This is a genomic window from Micromonospora sp. NPDC051296 (genome assembly GCF_040682255.1).
GTDB classification, from domain to species: domain Bacteria; phylum Actinomycetota; class Actinomycetes; order Mycobacteriales; family Micromonosporaceae; genus Micromonospora; species Micromonospora craterilacus.
Map to the genome: position 1 here is coordinate 1 of NZ_JBFBAO010000014.1, position 16,303 is coordinate 16,303.

Genomic DNA, 16,303 nt, shown 5'->3' on the forward strand with positions numbered 1-16,303 from the left:
CCGACCCGAACGCCGCCAGCACCAGCGGCACGATCAGCCCAGCCCGGCCGAACTCGGCGTAGAGCAGCACCCCGGCCACGACCAGGCCCACGATCACCGGATGCCGGACACACCAGACGGCGGCCCGGAACAACCAGCGCAGCACCAGGCCGAGCGCGATCAGCCACAGCGGCAGCTCAAGCCGCCGAGGGCGGATCACCATCAGATCCCCGGCCGTGGTCATCACGACCTCACCACGCGGCCGGCGGATCATCGAACACCCCGCACGACCGCTACCAGCCCCCGCGCAAAGGCGGGCATACCCTTGGACACGTCACGACCTCTCTCGACAGAGCAGGGGAAGAGACACCAGGGGGCGGGGCTGCCGTCCGCCAAGACCAGACAGCCCCGCCCCCACCAAATGCGGCTACGCCGCCGCCTTCTTGCCGCCGACCACCGGAGCCCGCAGCCCGGTCGCCCGCAGCGAATACGCCATCCGCCCGTTGTTCGCCACGTACGGCGTCACCGTCATCCCGTCGAACTCCACCGCCTCGAACGGCGCACCCGACGGCGGCACCGGCTGATAATCAGCCGAGATCTTCACCGTCGTCTCCCGCGACCGCTTCCCCAGCTCAGGGTCAAGATCCATCACCCGGACCTGCCACACCCGCTGACCAGTCAGCTTGTCCTTCGCCGGGCTACGCCGACCTGTCTTCTCGTCGTAGTCCTCGACCTCACCCAGCGACTCGGGCACCAACGCGCACCCCGCCGGGAACACGTCCTCGAACCGCACAGCGAACCTCGTACCGCCACGCAGAGCCATCGCTCAACCTCCAGGTTGTTGACTTGTCTGCCAAGTTGCGGTCCAAGGTAGACGGCACTTGGCAGACAAGTCAACAAGTAAGTTTCGGTAGCCGCACAGCAGGCGACAAGCGAGCGGGGAGAGCGTCAACCCACGCACTGCTGTTCGCAGTGACAAGTAACCTCGTTCGTAATAACATGCATGAGGTAATGTTCGGGGAAGCACAAAGAAGGGCCCCCAACCCCTCGCCAGGAAGCATCGAGGTTGGAGGCCCGCAATCAGATGGGGTGATGTGGCCCTGCTGGCCAAGCAGGAGCTACATCACATCCCCGCCAGACCTGATCAGGTCCACCAACGTACCGACTCGTGCCGCAATCCTCATCCCGAGGTCCAGCAGCTCGCCCCAATTCCGCAGTCGCGCCAGGCTGGCACGGACCCGAGGTTGAGGCACCGGTGAGTCGTTGGTTGGCATGCTGCACCACCTCCTTGACCAGGGGTTGGGTCTCTCCCTCTCCCTGCGCACCGGAGATGGAACCCACCCTCTAGCCGCCGAGGCATGCGGCATAGCGTCATCGACCGTAACCGCTAGATGCCAACCGGACTGCTGAATGTGATTCCGAACACCGGAATCGATGGAGGCAATTTATAATTACCGATTAGCCTCCCATCTCGCATAGATCCGGAAATATTCCTTTGAGCAGGATCCGCCACTTAGGATCTAGCGGTTGAGGGGCACAAATCGACCGGCGCCGGGTATGACTCACTCATGGCAAGTCAAGATCAGCGGCGTCCGCAAACAGTAGACGAAACACACTCACGACCGGCAGAACTTGATGACGCAGCCGTCGAGGCGCTCGGCGAGCTGAGCAAGGCGTTGGAGACGATCCACCGGGTCCGAAGTCACCTGTACTCCGCTCACCAGCTCGTCGGCGGTGCTGATCTCACCCTTGATCGGGTGGTCGAGCTGCTGCGGCAGGCAGGGCACGACGAGGTTGCCGACCGGGTAGAGCGCGAACTGCTGGGCCGCAACGTGCTACCCGGCCGCTGGACGTTCCAGATCATGGAGGAGTTCGATGACGGGTACTACGCGGCGTTCCAGGAGGTAGAGCGGTACGCGCGGGAGACGCTAGCCGGCGGCCGCCGGCACATTTTCGAGGCGGAGATGAAGGAGCGTCGGCGGACTCATGGGATGCCGGGGCATGAGGCTACGCCGCAGGAGTGACCGGCAAACCGTTCGGGAGCATCGAGGCCAGGGCAGCCGCTCTGGCCTCGATGATTTTCATGCGGCCTTCGTACTCGATGGGTTCGCGGTGGGCGGCTTGGCCGGTGACCTGGCCGGGCCATTTGCGGTAGAGCAGGCCGTGTTCGCGGGTGAAGTAGCCCTCGCTGACCGCGCTGGCCGCCAGGAGTAGGCCGGTGTCTTCGGAGGCGGGCAGTGCCATCCAGCCGCCGAGGGCCAGGAGCAGGTCACGGCGGATGCAGAGGGTGGCGGGGTGGACCTGGGCGCGGTAGCCGTTGGCTTGCCAGAAGGCGAGGACGGCACCCCGGCCGATGACTCCGCCGTCGGGATCCTTGCCCCATCCGGCGGTTGAGCCGTCGGGCATCAGGTCCAGGACGCGGGAAGTCGTCCAGCCGATGTGCGGGTGAGCCTCGAAGGCGGCGATGTCTCGGGCGAGCGCGCCGGCGGTGAGTTGGTCGTCGGCGTCGAGCACCTTGACCAGTTGCCCGGTGACCCTGGAAAGAGCGAGGGTGCGGGCGACACCGGGGCCGCCGGGACGACCGCCGCCGATGCTGATGCGAGGGTCGTCCGGCAGGAACCCGGTCAGTGCGCCGGTCTGCCCGTCCTCCTGGACGAGCCACTGCCAGTCCCACCCGTCGGGCATGTCCTGCCTCACCAACGAGTCGTACGCGCCTACCAGGTATTCGATGCTGGGCGCGTGGACGGGAGTGATGACCGAGACGAGCTGCGTCAAGTTTTCCACCGCTGGAGTTTGTGGGAGTAGACAAGCTCGGTCCGGTCGCCCGGCATGACCACGTCGGCGACCTCGACGATGCGGCCGGTGGTGTCGATGGAGGTCTTCCGCACGGTGAGCACGGAGACGCCCGGATCGATGTCCAGCAGTTCGGCCTCATCCGGCGACGGCGGACGCGCCCGGATTTCGTCGTCGATCCGGTCCAGTTCGATACCGATCGTGTGCAGCTGGTGCTGCGTGCCACCGGGCCAGGGCTCGTTGCTTTCGTCGAGCAGGTCCGGGTTCGCGGCCACAAGGTCACAGGGCAGGTACGAGTAGGACATTGTCAGCGGCGCGTTCTCGTGCCGGGACAAGGTCCAGTAGACCCGACGCAGCAGCGGCGTACCCGGCTCGACCTGCAAGGCAGCCGCCATTTCCGCGTCTGCCTCCACCTGGGTGTACTCGGCATGGAACGTGAGGTCATCGACGGTCAGGCCGGTGTCATGCTCGGTCGCGCCGGTCTTGAGCCGCTCGTCCTCGTCGAGAAGGACCCGGTCCTTCTCCCACTGGTACCGCTCGGCGTTGCGACGGCGTACCCGCTGGCGCTGTGCCCGTACATAGGTGCCGCGCCCCTGCTCCGCGCGGACCAGGCCCCACTCGCGGAGCTGGCGGATGGCGTTGCGGACGCTGGTCCGCGACAGGCCCGACGTGTCGGCCAGCTCGGTTTCGCTGGGCATCAGCGTGCCGGGCGCCAGTTCTCCGCTCGTGATCTTCGCCCGCAACTCTTCGGCGAGTTGCAGGTAACGAGGGCGCCAGTCCCGGCCATGCACACCGGTCACCGTACCCCCTAGACGTTCCAACGACTGCCAGGTGGTCCCACCCGCCGGCCGTTCCGGCACCGGACTCACCTCCACCTCCGGCCGCCTCGGTCGATGCCCGGCCACAGGGGTACGGCGGGAGCTGCGGCGGTCAGTGGCGGTCATAGTGTCCCTCCAGAGGTTGTCCCTTGGTCATCACCCGCCACCGGGCGTAGGCCAGTTCGTAGATGAGCCGATCGAGCTGGGCGCGCGAGAGCAGCACCGATTGCGTTGCGCCGTCGCGAGTCGCGTCGACCTTGACGACAGGCTCACGGCGCCGGAAGCGGTCCAGGAGCAGTTGCACGCTCACCCAGCCGCTGCGCTCGCTGCCGATCGTGGCGAGCAGCCGGCGATGCATCGGATCGTTCGGCCCGCACCCCCGGCACCAGTCGGGACACGAAGCCTCGTCGGTGGCCTCAGTCGGTCGAATGCCGGTCGGGCCGTCACTGTCGCTCATGCTGGTCCTCCCCCGGGCCGACGGCCTGCACCAGGAGCGAGCGGAGCTGGTCGACCAACTGTTCCGCTTGCGGGAGGGTGAGTTCGGCCCAGGCGACACCGGACCGGCAGGAAGCGTGAACGACAACGGTCGGCCATGCGTAGTCGGATCCGATCAGGTACGAGACGACGAGGCCGGACGACCGGACCTCACCGGTCCGCAGCAGCACGCCCCGATGGCGTCGCGCCATGTGCGCCAGCACAGGCGGCACCAGGTGCCCGCACCGATCCGGCGCGCACCAAGCAGGGTGGCTGGCTGCGGCGGGCCGCCTGCCCGTCTGGCTCATTGTGGCCACCGCCCACCGTTGCCCCGGAAGATCTGCCCCCGGGTCAGCAGCGGCGCCTGACGCAGCGCCGGCAACTCGCGGGTCCGCTCCACCATCCAGCGCAGCGGATCGGTGTTACGAGCAGAGGCGGAATCGCCGGAGCGGCTTCCGACCCCGGATCCGGCCCGGTTCGCCTGTCGGCGTGACCGCCACGGCAAGAACCAGGGACGTCGACGATGAGAGCCAGGCATCGCACCTCCAGACGTAGGGGAGCCGGCGGCCGACCAGGGGGATTGACCGGCCACCGGCCCGACAGAGGGCACGGCGCACCGTCCGACACCGGACGGGTCGGGTAACGCCGAGCCACCTTGTACGCGCGACTACCGCAACCGGCCCACTAGGACGTCGCGCCTCACGCACGACCAGCCAGCGCAGCAACACCCTGATACACGCCGTCATCCCAGCCGCACACCGGGAAACGTACCTACAAGTGGACGAGTTGTCTACACGTCAGAACGACGCCTCTGCTTGACACTTGGTAAGACAAGTGCCAGGTACGGTGAGCAGGTGCCCACCCCGCACTACGGACAGCCGCGCTACCGCGTCATCGCCGACGAGATCAGGAAACGGCTCGAGCACGGCATAATCGCGCCTGGAGCACTCTTACCCACTGAAAGTGCCCTCACCGCAGAGTTCCGAGCAAGTCGCGGCACCATACGCCAAGCAATCGCCACGCTTCGCGACGAGGGCCTAGTCTCCACCGAGCACGGCCGGGGCACCCATGCAACAATCCAAACCAATGGCCAATCGGACGCTACGGAACGAGAGGTTCTCGCCGACAACCGCTTAGCCTCCCTTTTTGCAGTGCGGGCAGGGACAACACTGATCGAGGTCGAGCGCGTGACTCGCAAGAACGGCCAGGTCGAATCAGTTATCCGAACTTATCGAACGAAGCCACCGAGCCCAGCGGCACCTTGACGTTATACTGTCGCTTGCCTTCAACCGCTACGGGATGCAAGCCCACCTTTGGGGGTGAGGGAACAAGCCGACGCTGGAAAATGTGCCTACAGAGCAAAGCAAGTATGGGCGTTTGCCTCAGTGGCCACCCCAACCCGTCCGCCGCCGGTGGGCACCAGAGGTGCGGCTTCACCAACACCAAGAAGCGCCGCGAATGGCCAGACCAAGATTCATCTAATCTGCGACAAGTGTCCACGACACCGTCCAACCACGAATGCCCATGCAACACGAAGCCGACCAGCTGCGGCTACAGGTCGGCGTTCCCGCCTTTGCCTTTGGACGGCAATGAAGATACTGCCCTTCATTGCCGTCCAGTCTGCCACTACCCTCTAACCATTTTGGCCGCCGCTAGCACTCCGCGGAACTCCTTACCACCGCCTGACCGCTCAAGCTCGAGAACTGCGGAATGCGCAAGGGCACGCAATGTGGGTTGGCGTTCAACACCGCTAGAATCTACAACGTCCTGAACCCAGTTATGCGGCTCCCTTCCCCTAATTCTCATGAACAGCCCCGAGAGCTCACCCTCCGAGATGTTCAGGCGATCAGCGAGAAGGCCGACATTCGCTTCGGCGGCATTCTTCATCAACTCGTCCGGATCTCCTGGCAACAGAATCAGTGGCCACCTCATTCCAGCTTCTCCAGAGGCGCGTTTAGTGGCTGCCGTAACCTCGTCAACCATGTCACCATCTGCTAGGAATGCGAAGTTCACGAGACCCTCGGGCTTTACTGGGGGCCTCGGAAGATGCTTCCAGATAGTCTCGATGTCTCCGTAGCCCTTACACCATAGGAAATTCGATCGCTGCCAGAGCTGTGGGGCAAATCGTCGGAGAGCTTCGTACGCCAGGACATACCCGCATTCATCCTCACAGAGAACCAACCACTCGGAATCAACCGATCGCCCAAACAGGCCTGCAACTTGATCAGCTAGATCTTGCGACGTTGGCCCAATAAGAGCGGTAGAATTTCCTGTTTCTGTTAGCAGGAGAGCCGATTCAGCATCAAGGCCACCGCGTATGAGTTCCAACGAGTGCGAAGCCACGATAATGGGTGCCTGCCGCTTGATAGCAGCCTCGAGTAGATAGTTTAGGACCACGCCTCTGGACGGCGGCGGCAAGAAAGCCTCCGGCTCATCCAGAAGGAGGGGCACGCCACGACTATCCCGACTATAGGATAGGAGCCACGCTAGGAGATGGGCGCTCAACTCTCCTAGCCCCATTGTACGAAAGTCGTACTCGACCCCTCCATGGCGCACCACAAAAATAGGCACAACGTCATCGCCGACCAGTTCCCGGAAAGGGCTATCCATGATGGGCACTGCGTACCATCGGATCTCTTCATAGTCGCGTCGAACAAGATCTCTCACGGCAGATAGGTGCTCGTTGCTGATCGACAAAGGCGACGTCTCTTCAATGAACTCAGCAACGTCTGTTCTTATGCCGAACGCGGTGTGCAGATAATTTACAAGATTGTGCAGCGAGACCAGCTTCGCGCCTCCCATGGAGGCAGCGATTTGACCGAGAAGCCGCGTCTTCCCGACCCCGTTCAGGCCAAATATTAGAGTGAGTGGAGTAGGTAACTCAACCACCGGAGGGAGGCCACTAGAGGAGTCAATAAGGACCGTCCTGGGAAAATCGCGACCAACCTCGGAACTGCGCAACTCTGCCCATCGCCGCTGGACAGGAAGAATCCTCACGGCAGGTCTCCCCAATTCGCCTGGCTGATAGTAACCGTTACCGCCCGCTCAGGACTTTCAGCTAATCCATACGCGTCCAAAAACCCGAGGGCTCTCCCATCGCCCGAATTGGTTACGAGAGAATATATGGCATGCAGCGTAAAATCCCGGATCAGTACCGAACTTATGTCCAGCACCCGATACGAGCCACGATCGCTGTATAGCTGCATCAGGGCGGCAACTAGCGGCGAATATGCCAGGCGCGCGGATTCGTCCAGACGAAGCTCCTCGAAAATGGGGAGAAAGTCCCGTGAGGGATACGACCCCGTACGATGCGCCATCGAGTAGTAGAACACTAGCCATGAGAATAACGTAGCCTTGTTGAACTTGACTCTAACTCCACCGTGCAGATGCTGCCCAAGTTGCGACGCCGCATTTAGGGCATTTTCGAGCACGTCATCTCGATAGCTTCTCTTCCGATAGAAATCTTCGACGACCTGGTTGCTGACTTGCCTCCGCAGATGCCCGTCCTGCAATGCCAGGCAGAAACGCGCAATCACATCATCATACGCCAGGCGTCCGTTTGAGAAACCAAGCGTTTCCCTGCTGAATAGACCCTCTTCTTCCAGTTGGTAAACCAACTTCTTCACCTGGTCCCTCGCCACGCCAAAGAGAGCGTTACGCTTCTCTGGCGGTGACAGGGCATATTGCTGGTTCAGTCTGAAGAAAAGTTCGGACGGCTCCTCGGGGGAATATTCAAAGAGAGTCACTACTGTCAGTTCAAATCGACGAACCTGGCGCTGCACGATCTGCGGAAGCTCGGGGAAGTGCAATCCGTCTAGCTGGAGAATGTCGTCGCGCATGGGCTCGCCAGCGCCCGCCACGGGAAGATCTCCACCCAAAAAGGCATGGATGGTCCTCAACCTTTGCTGCCCATCGAGAACCAGATCCCTTCCGAGCTTGTCGTCCCGCACAATATGGACGGCGGGGACATACCATCCCCTCAGAATCGTATCGACCAGTCGCTGCCGTCGCGTACGATCCCAGACCTCACCTCTCTGGTAGTCGGGCTGTAGATCCAGCTCACCTCGATCAATTCTGTTTACTAGAACCTCAAGTTCCAGATCCGATCGGGTTAAGCGCATGAGACCCCCACTTCCAGTAGGCGGAAGCTGCCTTTATGAGCGGCTGCCGCGCAGGATATCGGACACGCCCCCCACACGCCCCCAAGACACGTCGGTCAGTTCAGCGCCTGAAGGGAGCAGGAGTTTTCCAAGCTAGCCTCTGGGGCCCGGATGTCTGAGCGCGTCCCCTATGGAGTAACACAACAAGACCGACACAGCAAGGCGCCAAGGGACACCACGCGACGATCCTGTAGACACAGCGGCACAGTAATCCGCAGCCCGCATGCTGGCTTTACAGTCCATGTTTCGATCCGGGTCGCTTCTTCGAATCTGAACCTTCAACAGGGACGAGCACGACGGCACATGGGCGTTGACCAGGCAGCTCATGGCATGCAGATACGAACGCGGCGGGTCCGAAGAACTGCTCGGGACATGACAAGTAGTTTAGGGCTAGCTAACGCACTGCTGAATCACGCTCTATTGGATCAAGGCACCGCGCTTCGCGCGGTGCGGGCGGTAAGCCCGGCCGGCGGCAAGCCGCCCGGCCGCCTACGGCGCCGGGGCGGTCAGCCACCGACGGCCGCCGGGCAGCCGCCCCCGCAAATGAGATCCCGACGGGGCCGCATCAACTCCAGGCCGGTACGGAAGCCAACCAACTCACCCCAGCAAGCCGGTCAGGGCTTCCGGCTGCCGCGCCAGTCCAAACCCGGGACTGGCTTGCCCCCGGCCCGTCTCCCGCAGCCACAGACCGCCTCAGCCACCCAAGCGACGCGCCGTGCGCAACCCCAGCACTGAGCAAGGAGCGGGCATGATCAACCTGCCCACGATATGCCCACGACGAGTCGCAACGGGCTGGACTCAGTCGGACTCGGCTAGATCAACGAGAACGGCCCCCGATCAGCATCTCTGCTGGTCAGGGGCCACTGTCGCACCTGGTGGCGGGTAGAGGATTCGAACCTCTGTAGCTTTCGCGACGGATTTACAGTCCGCTCCCATTGGCCGCTCGGGCAACCCGCCAGGGCGTTCCACCGCACCGTGGCGCGGCGGCGGAAGCAAGGATAGCGGCTCCCCCCGGCAGCGTCGCAACCGGGTACCGTCAGGGAGTCGCACCCCTGGTCATCAGGGGGCAAAGGATCACAAACCAGCCGGACAGCAGGAGCATGAGCATGGCAGCGAACCCGTCGTTCGACATCGTGAGCAAGGTCGACCGCCAGGAGGTCGACAACGCTCTTCGCCAGGCGGAGAAGGAGCTCGCGACGCGGTTCGACTTTCGGGGCACCGGCGCGGAGATCTCCTGGTCGGGCGAGGAGGCGATCAGCCTCCAGGCGGAGACCGAGGAGCGCGTGCGGGCCGCGCTGGAGGTCTTCAAGGAGAAGCTGATCAAGCGCAACATCTCGCTGAAGTCGCTTGACGCGGGCGACCCTCGCTCGTCGGGCAAGATCTTCAAGATTGACGCCAAGGTGGTCCAGGGCATCAACCAGGACAAGGCCAAGGCGATCAGCAAGAAGATCCGCGACGAGGGCCCCAAGGGCGTCCAGGCGCAGATCCAAGGCGACCAGCTCCGGGTCACCGGCAAGAAGAAGGACGACCTGCAGGCCGTCATCACGCTGCTCAAGGGCGAGGACTTCGGCGTTGCCCTCCAGTTCACCAACTACCGGTAAAGCCGCTGACGTCGTGGCCGGTCGTCAGGTCGGCCACCTACGTCGACCTGGGGCCCTGTCACCGCTCCACGGCAGGCCGTCCCGCAAAGACGGGACTTTCGCCCTGATACCGGCTGGCACCGGGCGGGCAGCGTGGAGGGCGGCGGTCTCCCGCGTGGGAGGGACGGGCCGGCTCCGGCCGCACCGCCACGGCACCACTCTGGCAAGAGTGCCCGAGCAACCGGTGAAGGACTGATTGTGAAACGACAACTCCTCATCGCAACCGTGACCTGCGCCCTGCTGCTCACCGGTTGCGCGACCGAAGGCGGCAGCCCGAGCGCTACCGCCCCGAGCGTGCCCGCTTCCTCGTCGGTACCCGCCGAGGCCATCCCGCTGCTGACCAACTATGGTCTCGGCGGGAAGAGCACGGTGGAGGTCATCGACCACCTCGACCGGCTGGGCGGCAATCAGCGGCCGGCAGACCTGACGGCATCGGTTCGCCCGCAGGAACTGCTGATCTCCAGCGGCGATGAGAAGTTCAGTCTCGGCCTCCCCCAGGACCGCTTCTACCTGTCCGTGGCACCGTACGTGAACACCACCCACGACTGCTTCTATCACTCTCTGACCACCTGCAAGGGGGAACTGGCCGCCCAGGACGTGCAGGTGCGGATCGTGGACCAGACCAATGACAAGGTGCTGGTCGACGAGGTGCGTACCACGTTCGACAACGGCTTCGTGGGGTTCTGGCTGCCCCGCGGAATCGAAGGCACCCTGCGGCTGAGCTACGACGGGAAGGTCGGCCAGACGATCATCTCAACTGACGACGACGCGCCGACGTGCCTGACCACACTGCGGCTTACCTGACCAGGCCCGTGCCGGGATCAGCGGCCGAAGATCAGCAACAGCACCACGGTCAGGATCGCGCTGACCAGGAGTGATCCCAGGCAGCCCAGTCGGTTCGAGAAGAAGGCGAGCACGCTGCGGGGATACCCGCCGGGGGCGCGGTCAGACGGTGGCCGGGGCGTCGAGGCGTACGGTGGCGGCCTCCGCGCGGGCGATGGGCCCGGCGGGCAGGGCGGCGACCGCGGCCCCGACGGCGACCGCAGCCCCGGCGAACAGGAACGCCCACGGCACGCCACCGGCGTGATCGACGATCAGGCCGGCCACGGCGCCGCCGGCGGCGCTGGCGCCGACCGACATGGTCACCACCCAGGTGTACGCCTCGTTCAGCATGCCGGCCGGCGAGATCCGCCCGACCAGGGTGTTCTCCAGGGTCAGTGCCGGTGCGATGGTGGCCCCGCCGATCAGCAGGGCGACGCCCAGCGCGACCGGCGTGGACATCGCGGCGAAGACGGCGAAGCTTCCCGCCACCGCGGCGAGCAGCCAGGAGAACTGGCGGGTCATGTTCCGGGCCGGGCGTCGGACGCCGAACCAGAACCCGCCCACCGCGCTGCCGATCCCCCAGACGGCCAGCAGCACGCCGGCGAGGCTGTCCGGGTCGCCCGCGGTGTAGCCGGTGGCGAACGCCGGCACGGTCACCCCGGCCGCCCCGAACGCGATGCCGAGGCTGGCCACGCAGAGCAGCAGCGCCGGGAAGCCGGCGACCCGCAGCGGGCCGAGTCCCCGGGCGTGGTGCTCCCGGGAGTGCGGCTGCCAGCCGCGCATGGTCCGGCCGAGCGCCACTGCCACGGTGCCGACCAGGGTCACCACCGCCGAGCCGACCAGTGCCGCTCCTGCGTCGGCGAACAGGACGAAACCGGCCACGAGCAGCGGGCCGAGCACGAAGACGATCTCGAACAGGGTGGTCTCGGCGGCGAGTGCGGTGTTGCGGAGGTGGTACCGGCCGGAGGCGACGCTGGTCAGGTCGTTCCAGGCGCCGCGGATCGCGGCGGTCATCGGTGGGTACGAAGCGCCGGCCAAGGCCGCAGCCAGCAGGACCAGCGAGAAGGGTGCGGAGTCGGAGCGGGCCGACCAGAGCAGCCCGATCAGGGCCAGCGGGTGGGCGATCGCGGTGCCGAGCAGCACCGGGGTGGGGCCGATCCGGTCGGCGATCCGGCCGGCCACCGGGCTCAGCGCGGCGCCGGAGAGGGCGTAGCAGCCACCGGCCACGGCGGCCAGCGAGTAGCGCCCGGTGACCTGCTCCACGACGAGCAGCAACGCCAGTGGCGTCATGCCGATCCCGAGCCGCCCGATGATGCCGGTGACCAGCAGCGTCGGTGCTCCCGGAATCTGCCAGACACCCAGGTACCGGCGCAGCCCAGCCACGTACCCACCTCCACCTCGAATGTAATGAGCGAGAGTCGTTTAGACCCTAACGCCCGGCACCAGCTCGGCAGTATGGTTAGCGCGCTCACACCCGTACCCGAAGAGAGCGCCGCCCGCGCCGGGCGGACCCGGCGCGGGCGGCGAAGGGGTTGGGTGTCGGGTCAGCGCTGGTAACGGACCGGGCCGGTCGTCTGGGCGGCCATCTGCTCCAGCCGGGCGACGCGCTCTTCCATCTTCGGGTGGGTGGAGAACAGGGCGGAGATCCCACCGCCCTTGAACGGGTTGTCGATCATCAGGTGCGCGGTGCTGGTGAGCTGCCCCTCGGCCGGCAGCGGCCGACGCTGGGTACCCATGTGGATCTTCCGCAGGGCGCTGGCCAGGGCCAGCGGGTCACGGGTCAGCTCGGCGCCGGAGGCGTCGGCCTGGAACTCCCGGCTCCGGCTGATCGCCAGCTGGATGACGGTCGCCGCGATCGGGCCCAGGATGATGGTGAGCAGCAGCACGGCCGGGTTCGGGCCGTCCTCGTCGCTGTTGCCACCCAGCGGGATGAACAGGGCGAGGTTGGCCACCATGGTGATGATGCCGGCCAGACCGGCCGCCACGCTGGAGATGAGGATGTCCCGGTTGTAGACGTGGGACAGCTCGTGCCCGATGACGCCCCGCAACTCGCGGTAGTCGAGGATCTCGACGATCCCCTGGGTGACGCAGACCGCGGCGTTCTGCGGGTTACGCCCCGTGGCGAACGCGTTGGGCTGGGCGGTCGGGCTCACGTACAGCCGCGGCATCGGCTGCCGAGCCTCGGTGGCCAGCTCACGCACCATCTGGTACAGCTCCGGGAACTGTGCCTCGCTGACCGGTTGCGCCCCCATCGAGCGGAGTGCCAGCTTGTCGGAGTAGAAGTAGGTGAAGCCGTTCATCAGCAGCGACACGAGGACGGCGATGACCAGGCCGCCACTGCCGCCGAACCAGTAGCCCACCGCCAGGATCAGCGAGGTGAGCAGGCCGAGCAGCGCGGCGGTCTTGAGACGGTTGTGGTGCACGATCACTCCTTCGGTGCACGGATGCCGGGATCCGCTGACCGGTACAACAACCCGGTACCCGTTAACCATCCGCCTCATGACTGAGAGTTACCTGAGTGGCAGTCATGACCGGGAATGCGGGAAGGAGGGCCGGCTTCAGCTCCCGGCCAGATCGAGCACGACCTGCGGCGCGAAACCGACGACCACGGCCACCACGGTCGCCACCGCCAGCGCGGCGGCTACCGCCCGTGCCGGCCGGACGGCAGGCGCGGCGACGTCACCGGGCGGCGCGTAGAGCAGCGCGGCGACACGCAGGTAGTAGGCCAGGCCGAGCACCGCGTTCAGCGCCACCACCAGGGCGAGCCAGCCCGCGTCGCCGCCGAGCAGCGACCGGACCACCGTCACCTTGGCGAACAGCCCGGCCAGGGCCGGTGGCAGGCCGGCCAACCCGACCAGCGCGAACGCGAGGCCGGCACCGACCCAGGGGTGCCGGCGGGCAGCGCCCCGCAGGTCGTCCAGGGTGCCGCCGTCGGCGCCGGCTGGGCGCAGGGCCACCACGCCGGCGAAGGCCGCCAGCTCCAACAGCACGAAGAAGACGGCGTACGCCAGGGCCGCGGCGTACGCGCCGGTGCGCGCCTCGGCATCGGACAGGGCCAGCGCCCCGAGCGGGGCGAGGATGTACCCCGCCTGGGCCACCGAGGACCAGGCGAGCAGCCGCACGGTACGCCGCTGGCGCAGCGCCACCAGGTTGCCCACGGTCATGGTCAGCGCGGCGACCAGGGCCAGCACCGGCCCGGTCACGCCCGGCGGCAGCGCGTGCTGCACGACGGCCAGCAGGGCGACCACGCCACCGAGCTTCGACGCGGTCGACAGGTACGCGGCCACCGGCAGCGGCGCCCCGTCGTACGTGGCCGGGGCCCAGGCGTGGAAGGGGACCGCCGCCACCTTGAACGCCAGCCCCGCCACCACCAGGGTCACCGCGACCGTGGTCAGCGGCAGGTCGAGCAGCGACTCGTCGGCGAGGAGGGTGCCCAGCCGTTCCAGGTGCAGTCCACCGGTGACGGCGTACAGCAGCGCGGCGCCGAGCAGGGTCAGCGTGGTCGCCACCACGCTGACCACGAAGAAGGTCACCGCCGCCTCCGCGCTGGCCAGGCTGCCCCGGCGCAGCCCGACCAGGATGTACAGCGGCAGGGTGAGCACCTCCACGGCCACGATCAACGTGATCAGGTCGCCGGCCGCGCCGAGCACCACACCGCCGGTCATCGAGCAGGCGAGCAGGAAGCAGAACTCTCCCACCGGGGTCTGCCCGGTCCGCAGCAGCGGCCCGGACAGCGCCAGTACGCCGAGGACGAGCAACGCCACCAGCGCGGCGACCAGGGCCGCCCGGCCGCCGAAGACGTACGAGCAGTCGGTGCCCACGCAGAACGTGCGGCGCTCGCCGCCGGCACCGACCACCGCCGCCCCGAGCACGGTGGCGACCGCGCCGCCCGCCGCCGCGGCGACCGTCGCCGCCGGCCGGGCCAGCAACAGGTCGACCAGGAGCACCAGCACGGCCGTCCCGGCGGCCAAATACGCCGGCAGCAACGCCACACTGTCGACGCTCTGCACCATGGTCACGCCCTCCCGTCGGTGTCGCGCTGGACGGTCGGCCTCGTCATCGGAGCACCTCCACCAGGGCCGCCACCGGCGCCTCGGCCACGCCCAGCACCAGCGTCGGGGCCAGCCCGACGGCCAGCGCGAGCAGCACCAGCGGCACCCAGGCGACCAGTTCGGCCCCGGCCAGCCCCGGACGCAGCCCGGCGACCGCCGGGGTGGGCCAGCCGTGGGTCACCCGCCGCAGCAGCCGGAGCAGGTACGCCGCCGTCAGCGCCCCGCCGAGCGCGGCCAGCACGGCCAGCGTGATCCACAGCGCACCACCCACCTCGACGGCGGCGACCACGGCGAACGCCTCGCCCCAGAAGCCGGCCAGCCCGGGCAGGCCCAGCGAGGCGACCGCCGCGAACGCCAGCAACCCGGACAGCCGCGGCGCGGTCTCCCGCAGCCCGGACAGCTCGCTGAGCGCGCCGGTGTGGGTACGGTCCTTGATCGCGCCGGCCAGGAAGAACAGCAGGCCGGTGATGATGCCGTGCGCGACGTTGCCGATCAGCGCCGCCTGGATGCCGGTGGCGGTAAGCGTGGCGACCCCGAGCAGCACGAAGCCCATGTGCCCGACGCTGGAGTACGCGATCAGCCGCTTCAGCTCGGTCTGCGCCAGGCAGACCAGCGAGCCGATCAGGATGGCCGCGACGGCGAGCACGCCGAGCACCGGTGCCGCCCAGCGGGCACCCTCCGGGGCCACCCCGACCGCGACCCGGATCAGGCCGTACGTGCCCATCTTGAGCAGCACCCCGGCGAGCAGCACGCTGCCCACGGTGGGTGCCTGGGTGTGCGCGTCCGGCAGCCAGGAGTGCAGTGGCCAGAGCGGGCTCTTCACCGCGAAGGCCAGCGCGAGCAGGGTGAACGCGGCGAGCTGGGTGCTCCGGGACAGGCCGGTGCCACCGGTCAGCGCGACGATGTCGGCGGTGCCGGCGGCGGCCACCACGACGTACACCCCGACCAGCAGCAGCACCGAGCCGAACAGGGTGTACAGCGCGAATTTCCGGCCCGCCCGCCTCCGCGCGGCGACCGCCGCCGGGTCGGTGCCGTCGCCGCCCCAACCGACGATGATCGCGTACATCGGGAGCAGGACGACCTCGAAGAAGAGGAAGAACAGCACCAGGTCGAGGGCGAGGAAGGTGCCCAGGATGCCGACCTCGACCACCAGCAACAGCGCCACCAACGCCCGCCCGCTGCCGCCGGCCGGCACCCGCCAGAGGCTGTAGGCGCAGCAGAGCAGAGTGAGCAGGGCGGTCAGCACGACCAGCGGCCAGGAGATGCCGTCCACTCCGAGGTGGAAGCGCAGGTCCAGCCCGGGCACCCAGGGCAGGTCGACCGCGTGCCAGGGGCGTACGGCCGGCGGGGTCGCCCCGTAGGCCACCCAACCCATGCCCCGGCCGGCCACCAGTGCCACCGCCGCGACCAGGGTCAGCGCGGCAGCGACCGTGCCGACCACCCGGGCCGCCCGGTCGCGGGGCGTGGCCACCACCGCCAGGGCACCGAGCGCCGGCACCGCGAGTACCGCGACCAGCAGGAACTCCCCAAGCCTCATGCCGCCACCTCGCTCCGCTCGGCGTCGA

15 protein-coding genes, 1 tRNA gene and 1 pseudogene are annotated in these 16,303 nt (G+C 66.9%); 4 read left to right on the top strand and 13 right to left on the bottom strand.

Annotated elements, in window-relative coordinates; translation table 11 throughout:
- Both AB0M52_RS02930 and AB0M52_RS02935 read right to left on the bottom strand, forming a co-directional pair.
- Positions 1–223, bottom strand: a pseudogene (locus AB0M52_RS02930) (cell division protein FtsK); the annotation flags it as partial.
- A gap of 183 nt (positions 224–406) precedes the next feature.
- Positions 407–802 carry a transcriptional regulator gene (locus tag AB0M52_RS02935; protein WP_176094969.1) on the bottom strand — a complete coding sequence of 132 codons (396 nt, stop codon included), beginning with the start codon at positions 800–802 and terminating at the stop codon, positions 407–409.
- A gap of 745 nt (positions 803–1,547) precedes the next feature.
- On the opposite strand from AB0M52_RS02935, the gene AB0M52_RS02940 reads away from it, so the two are divergent.
- A complete protein-coding gene (locus tag AB0M52_RS02940; protein WP_363948050.1) occupies positions 1,548–2,003 on the top strand; it encodes a hypothetical protein in 456 nt (151 codons plus the stop codon).
- On the opposite strand, the gene AB0M52_RS02945 is transcribed toward AB0M52_RS02940, so the two are convergent.
- The 4 genes from AB0M52_RS02945 to AB0M52_RS02960 form a co-directional block, all read right to left on the bottom strand.
- Positions 1,987–2,763 carry a glycosyltransferase gene (locus AB0M52_RS02945; RefSeq protein ID WP_363948052.1) on the bottom strand — a complete coding sequence of 259 codons (777 nt, stop codon included), beginning with the start codon at positions 2,761–2,763 and terminating at the stop codon, positions 1,987–1,989. The two genes, AB0M52_RS02940 and AB0M52_RS02945, sit on opposite strands and share 17 nt — an antisense overlap.
- Positions 2,751–3,572, bottom strand: a complete 822-nt coding sequence (locus AB0M52_RS02950; protein ID WP_363948054.1) for a GntR family transcriptional regulator — start codon at positions 3,570–3,572, stop codon at positions 2,751–2,753. Before AB0M52_RS02950 ends, AB0M52_RS02945 begins: the two co-directional genes overlap by 13 nt.
- A gap of 130 nt (positions 3,573–3,702) precedes the next feature.
- A complete protein-coding gene (locus AB0M52_RS02955; RefSeq protein WP_363948056.1) occupies positions 3,703–4,047 on the bottom strand; it encodes a hypothetical protein in 345 nt (114 codons plus the stop codon).
- A complete protein-coding gene (locus AB0M52_RS02960; protein ID WP_363948058.1) occupies positions 4,034–4,276 on the bottom strand; it encodes a hypothetical protein in 243 nt (80 codons plus the stop codon). Before AB0M52_RS02960 ends, AB0M52_RS02955 begins: the two co-directional genes overlap by 14 nt.
- 642 nt (positions 4,277–4,918) lie before the next feature.
- On the opposite strand from AB0M52_RS02960, the gene AB0M52_RS02965 reads away from it, so the two are divergent.
- On the top strand, positions 4,919–5,329 hold the full coding sequence (locus tag AB0M52_RS02965; protein WP_363948061.1) for a GntR family transcriptional regulator: 411 nt from the start codon (positions 4,919–4,921) through the stop codon (positions 5,327–5,329).
- A 361-nt stretch (positions 5,330–5,690) separates the two neighbouring features.
- Here AB0M52_RS02965 and AB0M52_RS02970 read toward each other — a convergent pair whose 3' ends face one another.
- The 3 genes from AB0M52_RS02970 to AB0M52_RS02980 all read right to left on the bottom strand — a co-directional run bounded on the left by AB0M52_RS02970 (position 5,691) and on the right by AB0M52_RS02980 (position 9,181).
- Entirely contained in the window at positions 5,691–6,953 is a 1,263-nt protein-coding gene (locus AB0M52_RS02970; protein ID WP_363948064.1) for a hypothetical protein, read from the bottom strand.
- A gap of 104 nt (positions 6,954–7,057) precedes the next feature.
- On the bottom strand, positions 7,058–8,185 hold the full coding sequence (locus AB0M52_RS02975) for a DUF262 domain-containing protein (RefSeq protein ID WP_363948067.1): 1,128 nt from the start codon (positions 8,183–8,185) through the stop codon (positions 7,058–7,060).
- A gap of 912 nt (positions 8,186–9,097) precedes the next feature.
- Positions 9,098–9,181: transfer RNA gene (locus AB0M52_RS02980), tRNA-Tyr, on the bottom strand.
- Positions 9,182–9,330: 149 nt separating this feature from the next.
- Between AB0M52_RS02980 and AB0M52_RS02985 the strand changes: the two genes are divergently transcribed.
- Both AB0M52_RS02985 and AB0M52_RS02990 read left to right on the top strand, forming a co-directional pair.
- On the top strand, positions 9,331–9,825 hold the full coding sequence (locus AB0M52_RS02985; RefSeq protein WP_363948070.1) for a YajQ family cyclic di-GMP-binding protein: 495 nt from the start codon (positions 9,331–9,333) through the stop codon (positions 9,823–9,825).
- A 237-nt stretch (positions 9,826–10,062) separates the two neighbouring features.
- On the top strand, positions 10,063–10,668 hold the full coding sequence (locus AB0M52_RS02990; protein ID WP_363948073.1) for a CueP family metal-binding protein: 606 nt from the start codon (positions 10,063–10,065) through the stop codon (positions 10,666–10,668).
- A gap of 141 nt (positions 10,669–10,809) precedes the next feature.
- Here AB0M52_RS02990 and AB0M52_RS02995 read toward each other — a convergent pair whose 3' ends face one another.
- The 4 genes from AB0M52_RS02995 to AB0M52_RS03010 form a co-directional block, all read right to left on the bottom strand.
- A complete protein-coding gene (locus AB0M52_RS02995) occupies positions 10,810–12,069 on the bottom strand; it encodes an MFS transporter (RefSeq protein WP_363948076.1) in 1,260 nt (419 codons plus the stop codon).
- 161 nt (positions 12,070–12,230) lie between these two features.
- The gene (gene htpX, locus AB0M52_RS03000; protein ID WP_363948079.1) at positions 12,231–13,109 is read right to left on the bottom strand and encodes a zinc metalloprotease HtpX; all 879 of its coding nucleotides are present in this window, start codon (positions 13,107–13,109) and stop codon (positions 12,231–12,233) included.
- Positions 13,110–13,244: 135 nt separating this feature from the next.
- The gene (locus tag AB0M52_RS03005; RefSeq protein ID WP_363948082.1) at positions 13,245–14,705 is read right to left on the bottom strand and encodes a proton-conducting transporter membrane subunit; all 1,461 of its coding nucleotides are present in this window, start codon (positions 14,703–14,705) and stop codon (positions 13,245–13,247) included.
- Positions 14,706–14,742: 37 nt separating this feature from the next.
- On the bottom strand, positions 14,743–16,275 hold the full coding sequence (locus AB0M52_RS03010) for an NADH-quinone oxidoreductase subunit M (RefSeq protein ID WP_363948085.1): 1,533 nt from the start codon (positions 16,273–16,275) through the stop codon (positions 14,743–14,745).
- Positions 16,276–16,303: the final 28 nt, after the last annotated feature.